This is a genomic window from Lachnoanaerobaculum gingivalis, assembly GCF_003862475.1.
In the GTDB taxonomy this organism is placed as follows: domain Bacteria; phylum Bacillota; class Clostridia; order Lachnospirales; family Lachnospiraceae; genus Lachnoanaerobaculum; species Lachnoanaerobaculum gingivalis.
Genome location: NZ_RRCO01000001.1, coordinates 211,841 through 236,832, shown reverse-complemented (window position 1 = coordinate 236,832; position 24,992 = coordinate 211,841). Strand labels below are relative to the sequence as shown.

Below are 24,992 nucleotides of genomic sequence, written 5' to 3'. Positions count from 1 at the left end.
ATATAAAGAAGATAAGGGAGAATGAGCATGTACGGGACCATACCTGCAAAACAATTTAACGACAATATGCTGAGCGATATTGAGATACAAAACAGAAATTTGATAATAGCCTTTGAAAAGGAGATGGGATATACAAAGTAAGGAGTGAATATGAGAAGAATTAAAAAGTATAATTTGTTATGTGCATGTGTATTGGCTATTTCGGCAGTAGCAAGTATAAGTGTAAGTGCCGGTATGGCAAAAAGGAAAGTAACACCTGTTATAAGATATGGTACTGCAGAGACTACAGCCGCCACCCAGGCAGCTAATCAGCAGGAGGATAAGAATTCAGAGGGAAAGAGTAACATAATTACGGATAAAGGTGTTTATTATCTAAGTGAAAATTCCAAGTACAGACAGTACTTGTGGAAAAATGCTGACGGAAGCACGCCGGATTATAAGGCATATGTATTTGAACCTGAAGTATTCAATGGACATACCGTATTTGTAGATCCCGGACATGGTGACAATAATGCACCTGAAGCCAATCAAAAAAGGGAAAAATATTATCCTGTCGAGGATGTACTATTAAAGCCTATGAAGACTTCTATGGTAGGTGAAAAGGGCTATGGAGTAGGTGTTGAAGCAAGAGACAGTAAGAATATCTATGATAAAACAGAGACGGAGCCGGAATTTAGCCTTAAGGTAGCGCTGAAACTTAAGCAGTTGCTTATTAATAAGGGGTATCGTGTAGTTATGAGCAGAACGGATTTTAATCAAAATATTTCAAACGGTGCCAGAAGTGCTTTAGCCGGGGAGACTTCGGATATAATGGTATCAATTCATTCAAATACAGGTAAGAATTCGGGAACTCTAAGCTTCTATCCGGGAGATAGTGACTATATATCAGGTAGTACTTATCCGGGATATACAAGTATAATGGGAATTACAAAAACAAATATAGAATTGTCAAAGAAACTAGCTGAAAATATGGAAAGCAATATTACCCAGGCTACCGGATTGAAAAATAAGGGAACACATACGGCAGTTCTTAGAATATTTTCATATTCAACTATTCCCACTTGCTTGGTAGAAGTCGGATTTGCCGACAACACTACCGATGCCAAGATACTCTCAACGAAAAAAGATGAAATTGCAAGTTCAATGGCAAATGCTATAGATCAGTACTTTAACAAGTAGTGGAGGTTTTATGAGAAAAATAATATATTTAATTTGTGTATTAACGAGTATATGTATTTTGTCAGGTTGCGGTTCGAAAAGTATTACCATAAAATTTGGAGGTGATACTGAAACTGTAGTAGAAAGTAAGGATGAGTCCGAAACAGAAGAGGAAAGCAACATAGCTGAGATGTCTGCTGTTCAGGAAACAGTAGCAGAGGTTACACAGTCAGCACCTTTGCAGGAGACACAGCCTCAAACTGCAGCTGTTACTCAGGCTCAGGTTCTAACAACTCTTTATGTAGTGAATTGCAATGAAAGCATTACGCTTCGTGTATCAGATTCTACAAATGCGAAGGAGATAAGGCAGATACCTTTAGGTGCAGCGGTAAGTTTTATGGAGAATGCGGCAAACGGTTTTTATAAAGTAAGCTACAACGGCAGTACAGGTTATGCGCTGGCATCATATTTAAGTGTCGACCCGTATGATCATTATGTTGCCTCTACAACATCAAGCACGGTATGGGCAGGAAAAGTGGTAAGATGTAATGAATATATAACACTTCGTAGGATCCCAAGCACAAAGGGAGAGGAGATTACAAAGATCCCGCTTGGATCTATAGTTACAGTTTATAGCGGGGCAGAAAACGGATTTTATTATATCAATTATGATGGAATGGAAGGATATGCATTGGCAGTATATATTGATGCATATTGATATTTTATTGTTCAGACAGCTGCATTACTTGCCATAAAGATAATTATAATAAATATTGACCGAATATATATCTTGATATATACTATTTGTGAAAGGACGGTGATTTTATGTTGTCAGCAAAAATTTTTGAAAATGGTAGAAGTCAGGCGGTAAGATTGCCTAAGGAGTATAGATTTTGCTGTGATGAAGTTATGGTAAATAAAATTGGCGATGTATTAATTTTATTGCCGAAAAACAGTAAGTGGGATTCATTTATTACAGCCATAGATATGTTTTCAGATGATTTTATGGTTGACAGAGGAGAAATCCAGGTTCAAAAGAGAGAAGAACTATGAGATATATGTTGGATACAAATATATGCATATATATAATAAAGAACAAACCGGAGAGTGTAGTAAAAGAACTGAAAAGACATGATCCTACGGAAATATGTATTTCCGCTATAACATATGCGGAGCTTATACACGATGTCGAGAAAAGTATGGCAGTTGATAAAAACAGACTTGCGCTGACATTACTGCTGTCGAATATAGAGGTGTTGGATTTTGATATTAACGCAGCAAATAATTATGGAAAGATAAGGACATATTTGGAAAAACAAAGAACACCGATAGGTCCTCTTGATATGATGATAGCTGCTCATGCGCAGTCGCTAGGTTATTCTATAGTAACCAACAACATTAAAGAGTTTATGAGAGTACCAAATTTAGAAGTATGTAATTGGGTCAAGCAAGCATGAAATCCGATTTCCCCCTTGCATTTATGTAAGGAATGTGCTATAGTAATTAAAATATGTTTGACAGGAAAGTGGGCCGATGGGTCCACTTTTTTATGCATATGAAAGGATAGAAATGAGCAAAAGTGAAACTTATGTAAAAAGAACGGAAGAGTTCTTGGAAAAACTTAGCAGTGCGCTCCAATTTGAAGTGGTGGATGTCGAGTTTGTAAAAGAGGCGGGCGAGTACTACTTAAGAGCATACTGTGATATGGACAAAGAAGGCGGCATAGGAATAGATGACTGTGTCGAAATTTCAAGGCATCTTAGCGACTGGCTGGATGAAAAGGACTTTATTGAAGAGGGATATATTCTGGAGGTTTCATCTCCGGGACTTGGAAGAGCACTAAAAAAGGACAAGGATTTCATAAGAGAACTTGGAAAGGAAGTGGAACTCAAGCTCTATAAGGCAAGAGAAGGTGTTAAAGATTTTGAAGGAATATTAAAGGCATTTGACGGTGAAAATATTACCGTAGAAACAGAAGATGGGGACGAAGTCTTTACAAAAAAAGAAATTGCAAATATCAGATTAAAGATAGATTTTTAACGGAGGATAATACAAAGGATGAATAAGGAATTACTGGAGGCACTTGATCTCCTGGAAAAAGAAAAAAATATAAGTAAGGCGGCAATTTTGGAAGCAATTGAGAACTCTTTAATCTCCGCATGTAAAAACAATTTCGGAACGGCAGATAATGTAAAGGTAAGTGTAAATCCGAATACATGTGATTATTCCATAATACAGGCAAAGGAAGTTGTAGATACTTTGGGCAGCAAGCCTACTATAGAAGACAAGGCAACAAAGATATCGCTTGCAGATGCCAGAATGCAAAATCCTAATTTAAGCATTGGTGATACAGTACTTGTACCGGTTATTTCAAAGGAATTCGGAAGAATCGCTGCCGGTGTTGCCAAAAATGTTATCTTACAAAAGATAAGAGAAGAAGAGAGAAAAGTGATATTCAACGACTACTATATGAAGGAAAGAGATATAGTAAGCGGTGTTGTTACAAGATTTATGGGTAAGAATATTGCAATCAATCTTGGCAGAATAGATGCCGTGCTTGCAGAGAGTGAGCAGGTAAAAGGAGAAGAATTAAAACTCGGAGACAGATTGAAGGTATTTGTGTTGGAGGTAAAGGACAATCCTAAGGGACCGAGAATATCGGTATCAAGAACACATCCCGAATTTGTCAAGAGACTCTTCGAATCTGAAGTACCTGAAATTAGAGACGGCGTGGTAGAGATAAAGTCAATCTCAAGAGAGGCCGGATCAAGAACAAAGATTGCCGTATGCAGCCATGAAGCCGATATTGATCCTGTAGGTGCCTGTGTAGGTGTTGACGGTGTCAGAGTAAATGCTGTAGTGGAAGAACTTAGAGGAGAGAAAGTCGATATAGTAAACTGGGATGAAAATCCGGGATACTTGATAGAGAATGCACTTTCACCTGCAAAGGTAATTGCTGTTGTGGCGGATGAAGAAACAAAAGAAGCTGATGTAATAGTTCCGGACTATCAACTTTCACTTGCCATTGGTAAGGAAGGACAGAATGCAAGACTTGCAGCCAGACTTACAGGATATAAGATAGATATAAAGAGTGAGAGTCAGGCAAGAGAAATGGGAGTATTTGATTCTTTGGACGGCAGTGACGATATGTCTGATGATATGCCTGCTGACGAGAGATATACACCGGATACTGAAGAACTTGATGCTGAGGCAGAAACAAAAGATGACAACGACATTGAAGAATAAAACACCTCAAAGAAAATGCATCGGATGTAATGAGTCAAAGCCTAAAAAAGAATTGATAAGAATAGTAAGGACACCTGAAGGAGAAATGCTTTTAGACAGTACCGGCAGAGCAAACGGAAGAGGTGCTTATATATGCAATAATATAGATTGTCTGCAAAAAGCAATAAAGACCAATGGACTTAACAGAGCCTTTAAGATGAATGTTGATACTGATGTTTTATTAAAGCTTAGTGAGGAGATGGCGGAACTTGGCAAGAGATAGGATATTAAATTTAATCGGACTTGCTATGAAAGCAGGTAAAGTGGTGTCGGGAGAGTTTTCGGTTGAAAAATGCATAAAATCCGGTAAAGCGAGGCTGGTAATAATAGCAACGGACGCATCTGAAAACACGAAGAAGAAATTTGAAGATAAATGTAAATTTTATCATGTTCCGATATTAATATATTCCACAAAGGAAGATTTGGGAATGATTTTGGGCAAAGGGCTTAGATCATCAATAACATTAACTGAGGACGGATTTAAAAATGCAATATTAAAAATCACGGAGGAATGATAATTGAGAGTAAACGATCTGGCAAAAGAAATAGGCAAAAATAATAATGAGTTGATAGCATATTTGAAGGAGAAGGGTATATCAAAGGTGGCCATGTCAAATATATCAGCTGATGAAGAAAAAATGCTTAGAGAAAAATTCAATAAAATAGATGGAAATAAAGTAGTGAATAATAATAAAGAAAATATTAAAGACAACAGAACGGTAGAGACCACACAGGAAGTATTGGAAGCAAAGAAGGAGGAGGCACCTAAGAAAAAGGTTGTAGTATTCAGACCGCAGAATGCACAGCAGATGCCTGCAAAAAAGTCGGGTTCAAAATCAGCTGCAGCTCCTAAGAAGAATACAAAAAAGGATGTGGAAGCAATAAAGCAGCCTCAAAAGAAGGCTACGGAAGAGAAGAAAACCGAGGTTTCAAAATCTGACATTTCAAAAGAAATAAAGAAAGAAGAAAAGTCGGTTGAAACTGTAAAGACAGAGGAAGTTGTTACAGCAAAAGAGCCTGTAGCACAGGTGGAGAGTAAAACACCTGTTGTTACAGAGGAGAAGATGGCACAGGTTCAGGAGAGTGTAGAGCCTGCTAAACCGAGAAATGTCTATGCGGAGATGGAAGCCGCTAAAAAGGCTAAGGAAAGTGCTCAGCCTATAAGAAATATCTTCAAAGAAAGAGAAGAAAGAGATAAGGCAAGAGGTAAGGATTCTCGTCCTCAAAACAGAGATAAAAAGCCTTTTAACAAAGATAAGGATCAAAAGGGAAACTTTAAGAACGACAGAAACTCAAAGGGCAGAGACGGTGCCGGAAATAACGACAGAAACAGAAACTTTGCCGGAAAAGACAATAAAAACTTCCAAGGCGCAAATGACAGAAACAACAGAAATGACAGAAATAAAGATTTCTCCAAGGATGAGAATACCGGCAGAAGTTTCGGAAACAACAAGCAGCAGGGATTCAAGAAAAATGATTCCGCAGCAGGAGTTCCTGTACTTGACGGTTTAGGCAAGAAAACTTCCAACAGAGTTAATAAGAATAATTACAAAAATAATAATAAGAACGATAAGAAGCACAGAACCGAGGACGGTCCTGCAAAGGGCAAGGTGAGCAAGCATCCGTTCATAATGCCTGTAAAGCAAAAGGTTGAAGAGGTACAGGATGATATCAAAGAAATCATCATTCCTGAGACAATTACAATCAAGGAGTTTGCTTCAAAGCTTAAGCTTCAGCCGTCAACAATTGTAAAGAAGCTTTTCTTAAAAGGTCAGATAGTTACACTTAATACTGAGCTTACTTTCGAGCAGGCTGAAGAGATTGCTCTTGAGTATGATGTAATCTGTACTATGGAGGAGAAGGTAGATGTTATCGGCGAACTTTTGGCGGAGGCTGAGGATCCGGAAGAGACATTGGTACCAAGACCGCCTGTAGTGGTTGTAATGGGCCATGTTGATCACGGTAAAACATCACTTCTGGATGCTATAAGAAAAACAAATGTTACAAGCAGAGAGGCCGGAGGTATTACACAGCATATCGGTGCCTATATGGTAAAAATAAACGGAGAGCCTATAACTTTCCTTGATACACCGGGACATGAGGCGTTTACAGCAATGCGTATGCGTGGTGCACAGGCTACAGATATAGCAATACTTGTAGTAGCTGCAGATGACGGTGTAATGCCGCAGACTGTAGAGGCTATAAACCATGCAAAGGCGGCAGGAGTTGAAATAATAGTTGCTATCAATAAGATAGACAGACCGGCCGCAAATATTGACAAGGTAAAGCAGGAACTTTCAGAGTATGAGCTTATACCTGAAGATTGGGGCGGTTCCACAATTTTCGTACCTGTATCTGCAAAGACGGGAGAGGGTATCTCAAACCTTCTTGAGATGATAATACTTACAGCCGAAGTAAAGGAGCTTAAGGCAAATCCTAACAGAAAGGCAAGAGGTCTTGTAATAGAGGCTGAGCTTGACAAGGGTAAGGGACCTGTAGCGAGAATACTTGTTCAAAAGGGTACACTTCATGTAGGAGATTTCATAGCGGCAGGATCATGTTCAGGTAAGGTTCGTGCCATGATGAATGATAAGGGAGTAAAGGTAAAGTCCGCAGGACCTTCAACACCTGTTGAGATTTTGGGACTTGACAGCGTACCGAATGCAGGTGAAGTATTTGTAGCTACAGAAAACGATAAGGAAGCAAAGGCATTTGCGGCTACATTTATCTCAGAGAGCAAGAATAAGCTTATCGAAGATACAAAAGCTAAACTTTCACTGGACGATCTGTTCAGTCAGATTAAGGCGGGAAATGTCAAGGAACTTCCTATAGTTGTAAAGGCTGACGTTCAAGGCTCGGTAGAGGCTGTAAAGCAGTCACTGACAAAACTTTCAAATGAAGAAGTTGCCGTAAAGGTAATTCATGGCGGTGTAGGTGCTATCAATGAGAGTGATGTTGTACTTGCGGCGGCAAGTAATGCAATTATTATAGGATTTAATGTGAAGCCGGATCAGATGGCAAAGGCTACAGCTGAAAGAGAGAATGTAGACCTTAGACTTTACAGAGTAATCTATCAGGCAATTGAAGATATCGAGAGCGCTATGAAGGGTATGCTTGAGCCTATCTATGAGGAGAAGGTTATCGGACATGCTGAAATCAGACAGATCTTTAAGGCTTCAGGTGTCGGAAATATTGCAGGAAGCTATGTACTTGACGGTAAGTTTGTAAGAGGTTGTAAAGTAAGAATTACAAGAGACGGAGAGCAGATCTTTGACGGAAATCTTGCATCACTTAAGAGATTCAAAGATGATGTTAAGGAAGTTGCTACAGGATATGAATGCGGTCTTGTATTTGAAAAGTTCAATGATATTAAGGAATTTGACCAGGTAGAAGCATATGCTATGGTAGAGGTTCCGAGATCATAATAAAGAAAGGAATGTATGAGAAAGAACAGTTTAAAGTCTACTATGATCAACTCGGAGGTAATGAAAACCGTATCTGAAATCATAAGAGGTGATGTAAAGGACCCAAGAGTCGCACCCATGACCAGTGTAACAGATGCGGAAGTTACGACAGACCTGAAATACGCAACAATATATGTCAGTGTATTGGGTGATGACGAGCAGTCAAAGAAGACATTACAAGGTCTTAAATCTTCTTCAGGATTTATAAGAAAAGAACTTGCAAGAAGATTAAACTTAAGAAATACTCCTGAATTAAAATTTGTTTTGGATGAGTCATTGGCTTACGGTATGAAAATGGATAAGCTGATAGACGAAGTAATAAAAAAAGATGAGAAGGGCAATGAATAAACTAATAGAGCTTATTGAAAATGCAAAAAGTATAGCTATAACAGGTCATGTAAGCCCTGACGGAGACTGTACAGGCTCCACCTTGGGATTGTATAACTATATAACAGAAAATTTTGAAGGTAAGCAGGTAAAGGTATGTCTTGAAAAGCCTTCAATGAAGTTTTCATTTATGAACGGGTTTGAGCTGATAAGTGAGGACCCGTTTATGGAGGCCGACTTACTTGTTTCTTTAGATGCGTCAGACAGAGAAAGACTTGGAAGTAGAGGTGTAATGCTTGAGAGTGCCGCACAAAGTATATGCATAGACCATCATATCACCAATACAAAGTTTGCAAAATTTAATATAGTGGAAGATTTCAGAAGTTCTACCTGTGAACTCTTGTACACTTTGCTGGATAGTGATAAAGTAAGTGTAGAGACTGCAAAATGCTTATATACAGGCATAGTCCATGATTCCGGAGTATTTAAATACCAATCCACCACAAAGGAAACCATGGATATAGCCGGAGAACTGATTTCAAAAGGTTTTGATTTCACAAAAATCATAGATGATACGTATTTCAAAAAAGATTTTAATGCAAGCAAGCTTTTGGGACTGGTACTTACAAATGCAAAATTGGAATTTGACGGCAAGTGTTGCTATGGGGTTCTGGATTATGATACCTGGAGTAAGTATATTTCAGATAAAAAGAAAATGGATGGAATCATAGACAATCTGAGAAATATAGACGGTGTGGAAATCGCATTATTTATGTATGAGACCGCTAAAGATGAATACAAAGTAAGTTTGCGTTCTATAAATAAAAATGTCAGCAGCATTGCGGCCACACTTGGCGGCGGTGGTCATATCAGAGCCGCAGGCGCTACAGTGCACGGCAAGGCTGACGAAATTTTAAAAAACACACTATTGCCTATGATTGAGAAAGAATTGAATGGCTAAGAATGCTTATAACGGAATAATAAATATATTCAAAGAAAAAGGATTTACATCTCATGATGTTGTAGCAAAAATGAGAGGAATTCTTAAGCAAAAGAAAATCGGGCATTCGGGAACATTGGACCCGGATGCTGTCGGTGCGCTTCCGGTATTGTTAGGTAATGCTACTGTATTGTCGGATATGTTGACCGATAAGTCAAAAGAATACGAGGCGGTACTGCTTTTAGGAGTGTCAACAGATACACAGGATACTTCAGGAGAAATTTCCGAAAAAAAAGACACTTCACATTTGACCGAGGATGAAGTTAAAGAAGTAATAAATTCATTTCTTGGAGAGTATATGCAGCTTCCACCTATGTATTCGGCATTAAAAGTAGGCGGAAAAAAGCTTGTGGATTTGGCAAGAGAGGGCAAGGAAGTAAAGAGAGAACCGAGAAAAGTTGAAATTTTCAATATCGATATAATCGATATTGATTTGCCGAGAGTAAAGTTTAGGGCCAAAGTATCTAAGGGAACTTATATCAGAACATTATGCCATGATATAGGAGAAAAACTTTCGGTAGGCGGTTGTATGGAGTCTCTTGTCAGAACGAGAGTTGACAGATTTGATATAGAGGGGGCTGTTACCCTGAAACAACTGGAATCAGAGAGAGATAGTATAGATAAAAGGATAATGAGCGTGGAAGAATATTTTTCCTTCCTGCCCAAAATAAATACCTCCCCTGACTTTGATAAATATCTGCATAACGGAAATAAATTAAAATTTGAAAAAGATTTTGAAGACAGTGACTTATATAGAGTCTATGATTCTAATGACATATTTATTGCAATATATAAAAAAGAATCGGATGAATTAAAGCCATTCAAGATGTTTTTATAGATAGGTGATAATGTGATTACATTTATAAATACTACAGACATAAAGATAACAGATAAAACCGCTGTTGTTATAGGAAAGTTTGACGGTGAGCATAGGGGACACAGAAAGTTATTCAGAACTTTGAAAGAAGAAGCGAATAAAAAGGGCTTAAAGACTGTTGTATTTTCTTTTAGAACTCTTCCGTCAAATATAGTAAGAAATAAGCATACCACACAGATATTTACAAATGTGGAAAGACGAAAAAAGTTGGAAGAACTGGGAATTGATTATTATATAGAATACCCTTTCGATATGGATATTGCAAAGCTTACAGGAGAGGAGTTTTTGACAGATATTCTTATTAAGAAACTTGGCATGGCTGAAATCGTTGCAGGAGACGATGCGGCATTCGGTTATAAAAAGAGCGGGAATATTGAACTGCTAAACAGATTGTCAAAGACTTTGGGCTTTGATGTAAAGATAATTGAAAAGGAAAAGGATGATTTTCATAATGATATCAGTTCAACACTTATCAGGACAAAACTTGATGAAGGGGATATGGAAGAAGCCAATAAGCTTCTTGGAGGTATATACTCTATAAGCGGTGTTGTCGAGGAAGGGAATAAGATAGGAGCTACTATAGGTTTCCCTACTTTAAATTTATTTCCTTCAAATGAGAAGCATCTGCCAAAATACGGAGTTTATGCATCCAGAGTAAGAATCGGTGACGATGATACTCTTTATCTCGGACTTACAAATGTCGGGTCAAATCCAAGTATTGAAAATGATAAAAAAAATCATATTTCAAGAGTCGAGACATACCTGTATAACTTTGAAGCAAATCTTTACGGCAGAGAAATAGAGGTATATCTTTATAAATATATAAGACCTGAGATGAAATTCGGTAGTCTTGAGGAATTAAAAAATCAATTAAGAAATGATAAACAGGAAGTTTTAAACTTCCTTAACAGTCAAGTAAGATAAAGGAGAACTATGGACGATAAGAATTTATTTGAAAACGGTATAGTGGAAGAAGGTAATGTATCAGTTTATATAACACTTGAGGACGATACTGTACTTGAATGTGTTGTACTCAATATTTTCAGTGCCGGAGACAGAGAGTATATTGCAGTAATGCCTGAGGACGACAATGATGAGGGAGTTGTATATCTTTACAGATACTCCGAGACCGAAGACGGACAGCCAGAGCTTACCAATATAGAGACGGATGAAGAATATGAGATAGTTGCAGATGCTTTTGACGAGCTTCTTGATGAGGAAGAGTTTGAAGACCTGCTTGGTGAAGAAGATTTATAAATTTTTAGTTGGAGCAATGTAGTACTGTTGTATTATATTGCTCTAAAATTTTAGAGAGAATATGAAAAAAGAATTGGATTATTTTTACATTGACGGAAAATACGGATGGAATCAGGAAGATTTCAAAAATTTGTGGATGAATAAAGGCGGATGTGCCTGCGTAACAGCCTGTGACAGTTTTGTTTACATGAGAAAATATCTTGGAAAAGATAAGCTTTACCCATATGATGTAGAGAATGTGAACTCACTTGATTATGTGGATTTTTCAAATGATGTAAAGCCATATCTAAGGCCGAGGTGGACAGGCATAGACAGACTTGAAATCTATGTTGACGGAATAAGTGACTTCTTGGAAGATATTGATGAACAGAGTATAAGTTTATCAGAATTTTTAGGTGACAATTCTATAGAGGATGCCATAAAAGTTGTAAAAGACCAAATAGATAAGAAAATGCCGATACCGATGCTTGTACTTATGCATAAAAACCCCAAATTTAAAAGTTTTGTGTGGCATTGGTTCTTACTTACAGGCTATGAGGAAGACGGCGAAAAATTTATGGTTAAAGTTGTAAGCTATGGAAGTTACAGATGGTTTGACTTTAAAGAGTTGTGGAATACAGGGTATAAACGTAAGGGCGGACTTATATTATTTAACGAAAATAATTGATTTGTCTTAGATTAAAATTAATTAGCTTGACAATATATTGAATAAAGCATAGATTGATATAGAAATGGCTTGTGTAGTAGTTGCCGGAAAAAGGATGGAATAAGAGAATGGATAAAAGAAATTTGACATTATTGACTGACTTGTATGAACTTACAATGATGCAGGGATACCATTTGGAAAATAGTGTAAACGAAACTGTTATTTTTGATATGTTTTACAGATCAAATCCGAATAAAAACGGATATGCCATCTGTGCAGGACTTGATCAGGTAATAGATTATATTAAAAATTTACATTTTGACAATGATGATATTGAATATCTAAGAAAGACTAAGCTTTTTAGAGATGATTTCTTGGAGTATCTTAGAGATTTTAAATTTACAGGAGATATATATGCTATACCTGAGGGAAGCGTTATATTCCCAAGAGAACCGCTTGTAAAAGTAATTGCGCCGATAATGCAGGCACAGCTTATTGAGACTGCACTTTTAAATATTATAAACCATCAGTCACTTATAGCGACAAAGGCTGCAAGAGTGGTGTTGGCCGCAGATGGTGACGGAGTGATGGAGTTCGGACTTAGAAGGGCACAGGGACCTGATGCAGGTATCTACGGAGCAAGAGCGGCTGTGATAGGAGGTTGTGTAGGAACAAGTAATGTACTCTGCGGAAGAATGTTTGACGTACCTATACTTGGAACACATGCTCACAGCTGGATAATGAGTTTCCCTGATGAACTGTCGGCATTCAGAACCTATGCAAAGACATTCCCGACAGCCTGTACACTTTTGGTAGATACATATGACACCCTAAAATCAGGTGTGCCGAATGCTATCACTGTATTTAAGGAGATGAGAGCTGCCGGTATACCTTTAAAGAACTACGGTATCAGACTTGACAGCGGTGACCTTGCATATCTTTCAAAGAGGGCCAAGGAGATGCTTGATGAAGCAGGTTTTGAGGATGCAATCATATCGGCTTCAAACGATTTGGATGAGAATATTATATCATCATTGAAATTACAGGGCGCCACAATCAACAGATGGGGAGTAGGTACAAACCTTATTACATCAAAAGATTGTCCGGCATTTGGAGGAGTATATAAACTTGCGGCTGTTATGAATGAGGAAACAGGAGAGTTTATACCTAAGATAAAACTGTCCGAGAATGCAGAGAAGATAACAAATCCGGGAAATAAAAAAATATATAGAATTTACAATAAAAAGACCGGCAAGATAATAGCAGACTATATATGTTTGGAAGAGGAGAATCTGTCTACAGACGAGTCACTTATGCTCTTTGATCCGGTTGAGACATGGAAGAGAACAAAGCTTAATGCAGGCTCATTTGAGACTAAGGAACTTTTGGTACCGATATTTAAAAATGGAGAATGTGTATACAAATCTCCTTCAGTAATGGAAATAAGAGAATTTTGTAAAAAAGAGCTTGATACCCTTTGGGATGAGTCAAAGAGACTTGCATATCCTCATGAAACATATGTGGATCTTTCACAGAAGCTATGGGATATGAGATACGAGCTGTTACAAAAGTATAATTATCAGGAGTTATAGATTTAAACAGTAAAAGAAAGAGTAGTATGATACAGGAAATATATCCGAAAGTATTTTATCCTGAATATAGGAGAAAGAAAGCAACAAAGGAAAACAATAAAAAATCATTTGTTTTGCATTTTGAGTACAATAAGATAATGCTTATAAAGGATGCACTGACAGGAGCATTGAGTATTCCGAGATTTGAAGATTTGGAAGAAGAGGATGAAAATATATATGAAAAATCCTATTATGTGAATGCAGTAGATGATGAGGAATTTTATCTGGTAGATGATATAAGTATTCCGGAGTTTGGCGGATTCTATATGGAGGGAATACAGGCTTTACGTGAGTTTGAGCCCGGTTATCAGGCATTTGCAAGTGTAAGTGCATCACAGGTCTATAGATGGATGCAGAGCAGAAAATATTGCGGATACTGCGGTACAAAGACTGAAAAATCCACCACTGAAAGAGCATTGATTTGCCCGAAGTGTAAAAATATAGAATACCCTAAGATATCTCCTGCAGTTATAGTGGCTGTCAGAAACGGAAATAAACTGCTTCTAACAAAGAATGCTAAAGGCACTTATAAATATTATGCGCTGGTAGCAGGATTTGTAGAAGTCGGAGAGACGCTTGAAGAAGCCGTTGCCAGAGAGGTAAAAGAAGAGGTCGGACTTAATGTAAAAAATATCAGACCTTATAAATCACAACCATGGTCATTTTCAGATACCATTATGCTTGCATTTATTGCGGATTTGGACGGGGATGACACTATCACATTGCAGGAAGAAGAATTATCTGAAGCAAGGTGGTTTGAAAGAGAAGATGTACCTGTGCTGTCTTTCCATATAAGCGTGGGACATGAGATGATTCATAAATTCAGAGATGGTGAAATATAAAAAAGTCGGGGTTTTCCCGACTTTTTATGGTAGCCTGTACGGATAAAAAGGCAAATTCCTTATTACTCCATATATTAATAATATAACAATTATTACAATCATGATATTGTTTTCTAATTTACTTATTTTTCTTTGACCGGTTTTTATATATCGTAACTGATAAAAAATATAGTAGATTACGATTAAAGGAAAAAGAAATACAAGTATCTGATTATAGTAAAAAGCAGATCTTATATCACCATGAGAAAGTGATACACACATTCTGCTGACCCCACAGCTTGGACAATCCAAATGAGTTATAGCCTTAAATGCGCATGGGATACGAATATGAATAAAATACAGTATATATAAAAAAATACCAAGGCAAGAAATTGCAATGGTATTTTTTATTACTCTTTTAATTCTGTCTTGCATATTAGAATGAAGGTTTGTTCATATCATTTTCTGCAAGCTTATTGATAGTATCCTGCATTAAAGCATATGTTACAATTGAAAGACCGAAGAATGCAAGTACAACATAAAGAATAGGACGACTTTCCGCTGTTCTTCCTGTCTCTACCATCTTCTGATCCAAAAGGCTACCTGACTTATACACCCAGTATAAGAAGTAGAGTCCGCAAGTAACAATACTAAGAATAATAACAAGTACAGGTGACATTGCATTAGGATCTTCTGAAATAGTATTGATATCTGTTACGATACAATAAAGCCAATAAAGACTGTAGAAACCACATGTTACTATAGATAAAATTATACATGTGACAATATTTTTACTTTGTAAACTACTCATAAAAATACTCCTTTCAAGATAATGGTATTTTTACATGTAAGTTTGTTAGAGAAATCAAACATACATGTACCATTTTGTTAAATTCGAGAAGATTCTAACAAAAAATTATGATATAGTAAATACTATAAATATAATTGTAAAGTTTTATAAAGAATAATGTAATAACGGAAACCGATGATTATTTAAAAACATTTGAGAGAGAATACCTATTGCTTTGCAAGAGAACATATGATACAATACTGTAGTTGTGAATAAGGCGATGGTCCTCTGGAAGAAATTTTAAGAACATCAAAATAATAGGAGGTTTCACATGAACGATTTAATAAGAAGTATTGAGGCAGAGCAGCTTAAGGCAAGTGTTGATGATTTTGCTGTAGGTGATACAGTAAGAGTACACAACAAGATCCGTGAGGGTAACAGAGAGAGAATCCAGATTTTTGAGGGTACAGTTCTCAAGAGACAAAACGGTGGTGCAAGAGAGACTTTCACAGTTAGAAAGAACTCAAACGGTATCGGTGTTGAGAAGACATGGCCATTACACTCTCCATCTGTTGACAGAGTAGAAGTTGTAAGAAAAGGTAAAGTTAGAAGAGCTAAATTATATTATCTTCGTGACAGAGTCGGTAAGGCTGCTAAGGTTAAAGAAGCAGGCGCAAGATAATCTGAACTTAATATTTTTAGGGTTGCTACAATGTAGCAACCCTTTTTTACATAAATCTAAACAATCCGATAACCTTTCCGAGAATGGTGACCTCTTTTACCAAAATGGGCTCCATGGAATCGTTCTCAGGCTGGAGACGATAGAAATTTTTCTCTTTATAGAATGTCTTTACTGTAGCTGAATCTTCGACCAATGCTACAATAATATCGCCATTTTTTGCCATATTTTGCTTGGACACAATAATCTGATCGCCATCATGTATACCGACATTAATCATCGATTCCCCCTTGACTCTTAGCATAAATATATCCGTATTTGGCAGAAATTCGCTTGGAATCGGGAAATAGTCCGTAATATTTTCTGTCGCCAGTATAGGCATACCTGCGGCAACAGTGCCTACCATAGGTACATTGACCACTTCTCTACGTGTCAGATTGAAAGTATCATCTGTAATTTCTATGGTTCTCGGCTTAGTAGGGTCCTTTCTTATAAAGCCCTTCTTCTCAAGAGTATTTAAATGGGCATGCACCGAAGATGTAGACTTCAGTCCCACAAGCTCTCCGATTTCACGAACAGATGGCGGATATCCCTTACTTAAGATAGAATCCTTGATAACATTATATATTTCTTCCTGTTTTTGTGTTAATGTATCCATCGAATCTCCTTTGTATTTTAGATATAATTCTACTACTATCCTAACATATGTTCGATTAAAATGCAAACAAAAGTTCGATTACAAATATAGTGAAATAAAAAAAGCCTTGAAAATCAAGACTTTTAAGATGGAGATGACGGGAGTTGAACCCGTGTCCAAAAAACAATTCCCTGTTCTTCTACTATTATAGTTGCTTGTCAAAATTCCCCTCTAAGATAGTCAAACAACAAACTATAGTAGAGAGTAGCTTCATGATACATCTATATACTCAAAGCTTTGTATATAAGGTTTCTCACATAAGTCGATACAGATTCTATAAGTGTGAGTGCTTATAGGTCTGCAACTGCCTTAGGCAGCGTATGCTAAATTTTCTTCAGCGTTTATATTTAATTTTGCCATTTAACGCATTGCATACGAATAGCTTCACCAGCTGCATGTTCCCTGTCGAAACCGGTACATCCCCAAATCATAAGTAAATACAGAATTTACATATGATATTCTAACATATATAAATAAAAATGCCACTTAAAATTTTCTTACATAAGAGAGTATATAACATGTATCAGGCATAACCAGTTATAAGCTATATGTATAATGTAAAACTTTACTTTTTTTATAAATTATCTTACTATAGTAAAACGAAACAAGTCGACAGACTTTTAATATATATGTTAGGAAGAAGAGAAATGTTTAATATAGATGTAAAACTTACACCGGAAGATGAGTCGGAGGTACTTAGGTATCTTCAACACAATGGTAAAGAAATAGATGAAAACCTGCATGCACAGGTGCTTGAATGCATGGATAAAATAAATGCCGTTGCAAAGCCGAACTTTGTTTTCAGAGAGTGGGATCTTGAAAACAAGGGAGAATTTCCGGCAGAGCTTGACTTTTTTGTGGGAAACAGTATAAAAAAGCATATAAAAGATTGCCATAAGCTTATTTTAATGGCGGCAACAATAGGAGTCGGAGTTGACAATGCTATAAGAAAAGAAGAACTTAAGAATGTAGCAAATGCACTTATTATGGACTCATGCGGTTCGACACTTATAGAAGCTGTTTGTGACAGCATAGAAGCAGGCTTTAGAGAGCAGTATTTAAAGGAAAACAATTATCTGACATTCAGATTTTCACCGGGTTACGGTGATCTGCCTATAACCATACAGAGACAGTTTGTAAATTTGGTCAATGCGACAAGAAGAATAGGAGTAAATGTCAGTGACAGCGGAATAATGTTACCGAGAAAGTCGGTAACCGCCATAATAGGAGTCAGCGATCAAAAATTGGAGACACTAAAAAAGACCTGCGCAGGATGTAATCTTTTAAAATCCTGCAGATATAGAAAGATAGGAGTCAGATGTTATGCATAAATTATTGATACTTGACGGTGCAATGGGAACAATGCTTCAGGCTGCCGGTATGAAGGCCGGAGAACATCCTGAGGTTTTCGGATTTGACAATCCTGATATAGTTAAAAATATACATTTAAAATATATAGAATCAGGAAGTAATGTAATATATACAAATACATTCGGGGCAAATGCGCATAAGCTTGAAGGTTGCAAGATAGATGTGGATACGGCCGTAAAGACTGCAATTCAGTCCGCAAAGGAAGCAATAGCGGAGAGTAAAAAAGATGTAAAGATAGCTCTTGATATCGGACCTATAGGAGAGCTTTTGGAGCCGCTTGGCGTACTGAGATTTGAGGACGCCTACGAAATTTATAAAGAAATGGTAGTTGCAGGTGAAAAATATGGGGCCGATGCTATCATATTTGAGACATTTACAGATCTTTATGATGTAAGAGCGGGTGTACTTGCGGCAAAAGAAAATACAAAGCTACCTGTATGGGTAACAATGACATATGAGACCACAGGAAGAACCTTTACCGGAACAAAGATAGAATCTATGGCGGTAACACTTGAGGGACTTGGAGTGGATGCGATAGGTTTTAACTGTTCACTTGGACCGAAAGAAATACTGCCGCTTGCAAAAAAACTTAAAGAATGGACTAATCTGCCTATTATAATAAAGCCTAATGCAGGGCTTCCAAATCCTTCAACAGGTGAATACGATCTGCTTGCAACAGATTTTGCAAAGCTGATGGCGGAATTTGGAGAAATAGGAATAGAGTACGCAGGAGGATGCTGCGGTACATCACCGGAATTCATCAGTGAGTTAAAAGCGGAGTTTGAAAAAAGAGAGTTTTCCGAGATAAAGTCCGCAAAGGCAAAGACAGGTATATGCTCCGGAAATGAGATGGTGGAGCTAAACGGCGTAAGAGTTGTAGGTGAGAGATTAAATCCTACCGGAAAGAAAAGGTTCCAGGAAGCACTCTTAAACCATGAGATGGAGTATATATGTAAGGTTGCAATAGAGGAAGAGGAATCAGGTGCGGATATACTTGATATAAATGTAGGTGTTCCGGGCGGTGATGAAGTTGCACTTATGATAGAGGCAGTAAAGGCGGTACAGTCGGTAGTTAATATTCCGTTACAGATAGATTCATCAAACCCTGAGGCAATAGAAGCCGGACTTCGTGTATACAACGGTAGAGCGATAGTAAACTCCGTAAATGCCGAGGATGAAAGACTTGATCTTATACTTCCTATTGTTAAAAAATACGGTGCGGCAGTTATAGGACTGGCTCTAAATGAGAACGGTATACCTACAACAGCACAGGAAAGATTTGACAATGCAAAACATATACTGGATAAGGCACTTGAGTACGGCTTAAAGAAAGAAGATGTTATAATTGACTGTCTTACACTAACTGTTTCCGCACAGCAGGATCAGGCAAAAGAAACTCTTGAGGCTGTAAGAAGGGTAACAAAGGAGCTTGGACTTCACACAACCCTCGGTGTCAGCAATATTTCTTTCGGACTTCCTGCAAGAAGCCATATTACGGAGAACTTCCTTATACAGGCAATGTATGCAGGTCTTGATTTGCCCATAGTAAATCCGAATATTGAAGGCATTATGAATGCAATATATTCATTCAAGGTGCTTTCAGGCGAGGACAAGGACTCCGTAAAATATATTGAGAGATTTGCGACTGTAAAGGCTGAAACCAAGGTGGTAACGGTATCGGACAATGGAGAAGTTACAAAAGAAGTTGTGCAGGATGCAATATTAAAAGGACTTAAGGAAGAGACCTACAATAATGCAAAGAAGCTTTTGGAGACAAAAGGAGAGCTTGAAATAATAAATGAATACCTTATACCGGCACTTGATACGGTGGGAGATTTATATGAAAAGCAGGTAATATTCCTTCCACAGCTTATAAATGCCGCCAATGCCGCAAGCTCCGCCTTTGAGCTTATCAAAGAAAGGATAGCAAACAAGGGTGAGCACAATGTCAGCAAGGGTAAGATAGTTGTATGTACCGTAAAGGGCGATATACATGATATCGGGAAAAATATAGTCAAGGTAATACTTGAAAACTACGGTTATAGAATGATAGACCTTGGAAGAGATGTGGATATTCAAAGGGTTGTGGATACGGTTATAAGAGAGGATGTAAAGCTTGTAGGACTTTCGGCACTTATGACCACCACATTACCTGCAATGAAAAAGACTATTGAAGAGATTAGAAAAGTATCAAATGATTGTAAAGTATGGGTAGGCGGTGCCGTACTTACAAAGGAGTATGCCGACGAGATGGGGGCGGATTTCTATGCACCTGATGCCAGAAGTTCGGTTGACATTGCAAAGACAGTTTTAGGATGATAAATTATGGAAAATATTAGAGATTATTTAAAGAACAATGTATTGCTCTTTGACGGAGCAATGGGAACATACTATGATGAACTTACAGATGACGGTATAGGATGCGAACTTGCAAATATAAAAAATCCTGAGCTTATAAAGGGTATTCATAATGAATATATCGAAGCGGGAGCAAAGGCGATACTCACAAATACCTTTTCCACAGGTATAGATGCATTCTCAGGTGACAGAGAGCTGCAAAAAAAGGTAATAGTTGCAGGTATAGACATAGCGCTTGAGGTTGCAAAATCCAGAGCATATGTATTTGCGGATATGGCGTCAATAAATGCCGACAGTAACAGTGCGGCATTTGAGGAATACAAGATCATTGCGGATATTTTCCTTGAAAAAGGGATAAATAACTTTTACTTCGAGACAAGAAACAGTACCATCGGTTTGAAAGCTATAGGTGAGTATATTAAGGAAAAATCACCGGAAGCTTTTATAACAGCATCATTTGCAGTAATGCCTGACGGTTATTCAAGTGAAGGATATTATTATAAAACAATGTTTAAAGAAATCTGTGAGTCCGGTTTCTTTGACGGAGTGGGACTTAACTGTGTTTCAGGCGCAAATCATATGGCAAAGCTTTTAAAGGATGTGGATACCGAAGGATTATACCTTGCAGCTATGCCGAATGCCGGATATCCTATAGTAAGAGACAATAAAATATACTACGGATCATTGGCAAATTATTTTGCGGCTCAGATAGAAGATATCCTTGATATGGGTGTAAATGTGGTTGGAGGATGTTGCGGAACAACTCCGAAACATATAGAGCTTCTAAAAAAGAGTATGAGCGGAATGCTTATAAAGCCGAGAAAATCCGTAAAGAAAGAAAAGAATATCTCACAGAAAATAAGGTTAAACAGATTTGAGCAAAAGCTTATATCCGGACAAAAGCCTATAGCCGTAGAACTTGACTCACCGATAGATACCAATATTGCCAAGTTTATGGACAATGCAGCAAAATTAAAGTCGGCAGGTGCGGATATAGTAACTATAGCGGATAATCCTATAGCAAGAGCTAGAATGGACAGTTGTTTGCTTGCTTGCAAAGTAAGAAATGAACTTGACTTTGATGTGCTTCCGCATATGACTTGCAGAGACAGAAATGTAAATGCTGCTAAGGGCCTATTGCTTGGTGCAAGTGCAATGGGAGTTGACAATGTACTTGTAATCACAGGAGATCCGATACCGAACGCCCAAAGAGATGAGATAAGATCGGTATTTGAGTTTAATTCAGTGAAGTTTGCAAACTTTATCAAATCTTTGAATGATGAAGTTTTTGAAAGTCCTATGAATATCTGCGGTGCATTAAATGTAAATGCCAAGAACTTCAGTGCGGAACTTAGAAAAGCTAAAAGAAAACAGGAAAACGGTGTAAAGGTACTCTTTACTCAGCCGGTTTTGACACAGAGAGCCATTGATAATCTAAAAGAGGCCAGAGAAAATCTGGATGTTAAGATAATGGGCGGAATTATTCCTATAGTAAGTGAGAGAAATGCGAGATATATGCAAAGTGAAGTAAACGGCATATATATTACCGATGATATAGTGGAAAAGTATATCGGCAAGGAAAGAGAAGAAGCGGAAGAAATCGCACTTTCAATGTCAAAAGAGATAGCAAATGAAATCTATGATCTGGTGGACGGATACTATCTTATTACTGTTTTAAACAGAGTAAACTTGATGGAAAGACTTATAAAGACAGTGAAAGAGGTTTGTGAAAACAAATAATATTTTATAATATAATCCTGTGAGTTGAGTTCAAATCACAGGATTATACATTTAAAATCTAGATCCTAAGCTTTTCTATACATTTTTTTAATATTTCAAAGGCTTTATTGACCTCATCTTCCGTATTGTACTTGCTTAATGTAAGTCGCAAGGAGGATGAGGCTCTTTTTTTATCATTTGAAATTGCCATAATTACATGAGAAGGGTCTATACTGCCGGTGGTACATGCTGAGCCAAGAGATGCACATACACCGTTTTGATTTAATAAAATCAGGAGCAGTTCACCGCTTATATTTTCAAAGTAGATATTTATATTGTTAAAAAGTCTGTTATTTATATCCCCATTTATATGAGAGCCTTCTATATTTTCAAGTATCAAAGAAAATAACTTATCTCTTAGAGATTTTACATATAAACTGTCTTTATCCAAAGTTTCATAGGAATTTTTCAAAGCATTTGCCATTGCGATTATACCGAAGGTGTTTTGTGTACCCGCTCTGCGATTTCTTTCCTGACTGCCGCCATGTATTAAAGATGTAAGCTTAATACCGCTTCGTATATATAAGAATCCGACACCCTTCGGTGAGTGGAATTTATGTCCGCTTGCACTGAGTAAATCAATATTCAGCTCATTTACATCAATAGGAAGGTGTCCTACAGCCTGTACAGCATCGGTGTGGAATAAGATATTGTGCTCATGGGCAAGCTTTCCGATTTCTTTAATAGGCTCTATAGTGCCTATTTCATTGTTTGCAAACATTATGCTTATAAGGACTGTATCTTCTCTTATAGCTGACCTAAGCTCATTTATATCAATAAGCCCTTTTTCATCAGTACTTAGATAAGTGACTTCATATCCTTTTTTTTCAAGGTAAGAGAGCGTATGCAGTACAGAGTGATGCTCAATCTTTGAACTGATGATATGCTTTCCCTTATTTTCCGTAAGTTCACAGGACTTTAGAATTGCCCAGTTATTTGATTCACTGCCGCCTGAGGTGAAATAAATCTCATTATATCTTGCACCGAGGATATCTGCTATCATCTCTCTGGCATCTTCCATATCGGCCTTTACATCATTTGCCATAGAATAGCTTGATGAAGGATTTGCATAGTTTTCAAACAAATATTTTTTTGCTATATCAAAAGCCTCCTTATCTACCACAGTGGTAGAGGCGTTGTCCATATATATCATAGTACTCCTGTTCTTTATTAAAGGTATGGCAGAGTGTTTCTGCCATACAGTATAAATAATATTAACAATAAAATAGTAAATGATTGAATTTGAATTGACAAGTATAATATGAGTATTGTATAAAAATCCTATAATTTAAGAAGAGGTGATATACCGATTCTAGAGCAATGATATAGAGGTGATTATGAGATTTGAAGGTAGAATACTGGGGAAAGTCGGTGTTAATAAGATACAGACAGCATATACGGTATATATTATTCTTATAGATATGGGCTACAGTATGAAATTTTCCTTTGATAAATATGTGTACAGTATATCATATATGAAAGAGGAGAATGATATTTTGTTCTTTAATGATGCGGAGCATATGATAGAGGTGTACAGCTATGAAAGGAATCTTGAAATACCGACCGAAAGAGCAAAGGAACTGGGGCTTGAGACATATTATCGTTTTTCAAATATATATGGGAAAGAACTGATTATTCTTGAATTGTTGCACAGATATTTAGAGGAGAATCCAAATGATATATTTTATGTGGACAATGGAAGATACTATAATAAAGCGATGATAGACAGTATTTATAACGGAAAGCCTGATAAGAATTGGATTTATAAATCACCATACAGTATAGGAAGTATGGATTATTATATAAATATATGTCTTACGACAATCGGGGCTTTTACTAAAGGTATGCTAAAGACATTGTACTCTAAAAATATTACAGAAGGTGTCGAGCTTAGATATGAGGGAAGAATAATCGGAAAAAGACTTCAATCAAAGCAGGGTATTCCTTACAGAATGGCACAAATATTGGGAACAATGAGAAGGAATACAGTTATCGTTAAAAGAGACAGTTATAATATATTATATACAAAATTTAATAGAGACGATTATTTTTATTATGACGATGACAAGGTGATTGAAATATACTGTAACACTCAGATGATAGATATCCCTACAGATGAAATAATGCAGATGAGCTTTGAAACGTATTTTAGGATTACAGATCTTATCGGAAAAGAGATGCAGGTGCTTGAAATAGTACATAACTATTTAAATAAGTTTCCGGAAGATATTTTCTATATTGATAACGGTTGTTTCTTTACAAAAGCACAGATTGATGAAATATTTAATAATAAGGATAAAAATGAAAAATGGATATTTAAAGAAAGAGAGAGGAGCAATTTTAAGTCGGTAGAATGGCAGGAGATGTACAAATTTTAAGAAGAAAAGGTGATAATTGCTGTAGAGATATAAAAGATATTGTAAACATACTGATGTCGCGAGGATTTACCAATGAATTTTTGAGTGATTATGGTGATTATTATACGTTTTCCATAAATAAACCCGGTTACGATGATGATGGAAGATGGTATTTGGATGACGCTTCTTCATGGGCAGTTATGTATATTGATATAATAAAAAGGAAGTATTCGTATTACTGTACGGTAGAAGATTCTTCCGGACAAAAGACAGACTACTATAGATATATATATATTGAAGGGTACGGAGACAGAGCTTTTATGTATTTGAATTTTTTACATGAGTATTTTAAACTGTTTCCGGATGATATTTTCGCCGGCGCAGCAGATCACTTATATACAAAAGAAGATATTGACAGGATATATGAAAAAGAAATATGGTCAGAGATTTGGCATTGTCTTGATCCGAAAACTTTATAGTATATTAATACAAATC

The 24,992-nt window shown here is 37.0% G+C and carries 27 protein-coding genes and 1 other RNA gene; 23 read left to right on the top strand and 5 right to left on the bottom strand.

Features of this window, described 5'->3' with window-relative positions:
• Nucleotides 1-150: 150 nt before the first annotated feature.
• From EHV10_RS01115 to nudC, 17 genes are all read left to right on the top strand, one after another.
• Nucleotides 151-1,179, top strand: coding sequence for an N-acetylmuramoyl-L-alanine amidase family protein (locus tag EHV10_RS01115; protein ID WP_128673035.1), 1,029 nt, complete (start codon nucleotides 151-153; stop codon nucleotides 1,177-1,179).
• 10 nt (nucleotides 1,180-1,189) lie between these two features.
• Nucleotides 1,190-1,876, top strand: coding sequence for an SH3 domain-containing protein (locus EHV10_RS01110; protein ID WP_128673034.1), 687 nt, complete (start codon nucleotides 1,190-1,192; stop codon nucleotides 1,874-1,876).
• Between the two features lie 107 nt (nucleotides 1,877-1,983).
• Nucleotides 1,984-2,211 carry a type II toxin-antitoxin system antitoxin VapB gene (vapB, locus tag EHV10_RS01105; RefSeq protein ID WP_128673033.1) on the top strand — a complete coding sequence of 76 codons (228 nt, stop codon included), beginning with the start codon at nucleotides 1,984-1,986 and terminating at the stop codon, nucleotides 2,209-2,211.
• Nucleotides 2,208-2,615 carry a type II toxin-antitoxin system tRNA(fMet)-specific endonuclease VapC gene (vapC, locus tag EHV10_RS01100; RefSeq protein ID WP_128673032.1) on the top strand — a complete coding sequence of 136 codons (408 nt, stop codon included), beginning with the start codon at nucleotides 2,208-2,210 and terminating at the stop codon, nucleotides 2,613-2,615. The genes vapB and vapC overlap by 4 nt, the downstream gene beginning before the upstream one ends.
• Nucleotides 2,616-2,691: 76 nt before the next feature.
• Nucleotides 2,692-3,198 carry a ribosome maturation factor RimP gene (locus EHV10_RS01095; protein ID WP_128673031.1) on the top strand — a complete coding sequence of 169 codons (507 nt, stop codon included), beginning with the start codon at nucleotides 2,692-2,694 and terminating at the stop codon, nucleotides 3,196-3,198.
• 18 nt (nucleotides 3,199-3,216) lie between these two features.
• Nucleotides 3,217-4,404 carry a transcription termination factor NusA gene (gene nusA, locus EHV10_RS01090; protein ID WP_128673030.1) on the top strand — a complete coding sequence of 396 codons (1,188 nt, stop codon included), beginning with the start codon at nucleotides 3,217-3,219 and terminating at the stop codon, nucleotides 4,402-4,404.
• Nucleotides 4,382-4,666, top strand: a complete 285-nt coding sequence (gene rnpM, locus EHV10_RS01085; protein WP_128673029.1) for an RNase P modulator RnpM — start codon at nucleotides 4,382-4,384, stop codon at nucleotides 4,664-4,666. The genes nusA and rnpM overlap by 23 nt, the downstream gene beginning before the upstream one ends.
• Complete coding sequence (locus tag EHV10_RS01080) at nucleotides 4,653-4,958, top strand: L7Ae/L30e/S12e/Gadd45 family ribosomal protein (protein ID WP_128673028.1); 306 nt, start codon at nucleotides 4,653-4,655, stop codon at nucleotides 4,956-4,958. Before rnpM ends, EHV10_RS01080 begins: the two co-directional genes overlap by 14 nt.
• A gap of 3 nt (nucleotides 4,959-4,961) precedes the next feature.
• On the top strand, nucleotides 4,962-7,868 hold the full coding sequence (gene infB / locus EHV10_RS01075) for a translation initiation factor IF-2 (protein WP_128673027.1): 2,907 nt from the start codon (nucleotides 4,962-4,964) through the stop codon (nucleotides 7,866-7,868).
• A 15-nt stretch (nucleotides 7,869-7,883) separates the two neighbouring features.
• On the top strand, nucleotides 7,884-8,255 hold the full coding sequence (gene rbfA, locus EHV10_RS01070; protein ID WP_007593104.1) for a 30S ribosome-binding factor RbfA: 372 nt from the start codon (nucleotides 7,884-7,886) through the stop codon (nucleotides 8,253-8,255).
• Entirely contained in the window at nucleotides 8,248-9,195 is a 948-nt protein-coding gene (locus tag EHV10_RS01065; protein WP_128673026.1) for a DHH family phosphoesterase, read from the top strand. Before rbfA ends, EHV10_RS01065 begins: the two co-directional genes overlap by 8 nt.
• Nucleotides 9,188-10,072, top strand: a complete 885-nt coding sequence (truB, locus tag EHV10_RS01060; protein WP_128673025.1) for a tRNA pseudouridine(55) synthase TruB — start codon at nucleotides 9,188-9,190, stop codon at nucleotides 10,070-10,072. Before EHV10_RS01065 ends, truB begins: the two co-directional genes overlap by 8 nt.
• 12 nt (nucleotides 10,073-10,084) lie before the next feature.
• Nucleotides 10,085-11,035, top strand: a complete 951-nt coding sequence (locus EHV10_RS01055; RefSeq protein ID WP_128673024.1) for a bifunctional riboflavin kinase/FAD synthetase — start codon at nucleotides 10,085-10,087, stop codon at nucleotides 11,033-11,035.
• A gap of 9 nt (nucleotides 11,036-11,044) precedes the next feature.
• Nucleotides 11,045-11,368, top strand: coding sequence for a DUF1292 domain-containing protein (locus tag EHV10_RS01050; protein WP_128673023.1), 324 nt, complete (start codon nucleotides 11,045-11,047; stop codon nucleotides 11,366-11,368).
• A 61-nt stretch (nucleotides 11,369-11,429) separates the two neighbouring features.
• The gene (locus EHV10_RS01045; protein WP_128673022.1) at nucleotides 11,430-12,035 is read left to right on the top strand and encodes a hypothetical protein; all 606 of its coding nucleotides are present in this window, start codon (nucleotides 11,430-11,432) and stop codon (nucleotides 12,033-12,035) included.
• 107 nt (nucleotides 12,036-12,142) lie between these two features.
• On the top strand, nucleotides 12,143-13,606 hold the full coding sequence (locus EHV10_RS01040; RefSeq protein WP_128673021.1) for a nicotinate phosphoribosyltransferase: 1,464 nt from the start codon (nucleotides 12,143-12,145) through the stop codon (nucleotides 13,604-13,606).
• A 26-nt stretch (nucleotides 13,607-13,632) separates the two neighbouring features.
• Nucleotides 13,633-14,487, top strand: a complete 855-nt coding sequence (gene nudC / locus EHV10_RS01035) for an NAD(+) diphosphatase (RefSeq protein ID WP_128673020.1) — start codon at nucleotides 13,633-13,635, stop codon at nucleotides 14,485-14,487.
• Nucleotides 14,488-14,511: 24 nt separating this feature from the next.
• Here nudC and EHV10_RS15310 read toward each other — a convergent pair whose 3' ends face one another.
• Together EHV10_RS15310 and EHV10_RS01025 are read right to left on the bottom strand one after the other, a co-directional pair.
• Nucleotides 14,512-14,901, bottom strand: coding sequence for a DUF2752 domain-containing protein (locus EHV10_RS15310; RefSeq protein ID WP_128673019.1), 390 nt, complete (start codon nucleotides 14,899-14,901; stop codon nucleotides 14,512-14,514).
• Between the two features lies 1 nt (nucleotide 14,902).
• On the bottom strand, nucleotides 14,903-15,277 hold the full coding sequence (locus EHV10_RS01025) for a DUF4234 domain-containing protein (RefSeq protein ID WP_128673018.1): 375 nt from the start codon (nucleotides 15,275-15,277) through the stop codon (nucleotides 14,903-14,905).
• A 310-nt stretch (nucleotides 15,278-15,587) separates the two neighbouring features.
• Between EHV10_RS01025 and rplS the strand changes: the two genes are divergently transcribed.
• Nucleotides 15,588-15,938, top strand: coding sequence for a 50S ribosomal protein L19 (gene rplS, locus EHV10_RS01020; protein WP_128673017.1), 351 nt, complete (start codon nucleotides 15,588-15,590; stop codon nucleotides 15,936-15,938).
• Nucleotides 15,939-15,984: 46 nt separating this feature from the next.
• On the opposite strand, the gene lexA is transcribed toward rplS, so the two are convergent.
• Together lexA and ssrA are read right to left on the bottom strand one after the other, a co-directional pair.
• The gene (lexA, locus tag EHV10_RS01015; RefSeq protein WP_128673016.1) at nucleotides 15,985-16,593 is read right to left on the bottom strand and encodes a transcriptional repressor LexA; all 609 of its coding nucleotides are present in this window, start codon (nucleotides 16,591-16,593) and stop codon (nucleotides 15,985-15,987) included.
• Nucleotides 16,594-16,718: 125 nt separating this feature from the next.
• Nucleotides 16,719-17,056: a transfer-messenger RNA gene (gene ssrA / locus EHV10_RS01010) on the bottom strand.
• Between the two features lie 223 nt (nucleotides 17,057-17,279).
• Here ssrA and EHV10_RS01005 point away from each other — a divergent pair.
• From EHV10_RS01005 to EHV10_RS00995, 3 genes are read left to right on the top strand one after another with little or no spacing between them, the layout of a single operon-like run.
• The gene (locus EHV10_RS01005) at nucleotides 17,280-17,963 is read left to right on the top strand and encodes a vitamin B12 dependent-methionine synthase activation domain-containing protein (protein WP_128673015.1); all 684 of its coding nucleotides are present in this window, start codon (nucleotides 17,280-17,282) and stop codon (nucleotides 17,961-17,963) included.
• Entirely contained in the window at nucleotides 17,956-20,322 is a 2,367-nt protein-coding gene (locus EHV10_RS01000) for a homocysteine S-methyltransferase family protein (RefSeq protein WP_128673014.1), read from the top strand. The genes EHV10_RS01005 and EHV10_RS01000 overlap by 8 nt, the downstream gene beginning before the upstream one ends.
• Nucleotides 20,323-20,328: 6 nt before the next feature.
• The gene (locus EHV10_RS00995; RefSeq protein ID WP_128673013.1) at nucleotides 20,329-22,101 is read left to right on the top strand and encodes a bifunctional homocysteine S-methyltransferase/methylenetetrahydrofolate reductase; all 1,773 of its coding nucleotides are present in this window, start codon (nucleotides 20,329-20,331) and stop codon (nucleotides 22,099-22,101) included.
• 58 nt (nucleotides 22,102-22,159) lie between these two features.
• Here EHV10_RS00995 and EHV10_RS00990 read toward each other — a convergent pair whose 3' ends face one another.
• The gene (locus tag EHV10_RS00990; RefSeq protein ID WP_128673012.1) at nucleotides 22,160-23,293 is read right to left on the bottom strand and encodes a cysteine desulfurase family protein; all 1,134 of its coding nucleotides are present in this window, start codon (nucleotides 23,291-23,293) and stop codon (nucleotides 22,160-22,162) included.
• A 184-nt stretch (nucleotides 23,294-23,477) separates the two neighbouring features.
• On the opposite strand from EHV10_RS00990, the gene EHV10_RS00985 reads away from it, so the two are divergent.
• Nucleotides 23,478-24,518 (top strand): hypothetical protein, encoded by a 1,041-nt coding sequence (locus tag EHV10_RS00985; RefSeq protein ID WP_128673011.1) that lies wholly within the window; start codon nucleotides 23,478-23,480, stop codon nucleotides 24,516-24,518.
• Nucleotides 24,494-24,976 carry a hypothetical protein gene (locus tag EHV10_RS00980; protein WP_128673010.1) on the top strand — a complete coding sequence of 161 codons (483 nt, stop codon included), beginning with the start codon at nucleotides 24,494-24,496 and terminating at the stop codon, nucleotides 24,974-24,976. Before EHV10_RS00985 ends, EHV10_RS00980 begins: the two co-directional genes overlap by 25 nt.
• Nucleotides 24,977-24,992 lie beyond the last annotated feature (16 nt).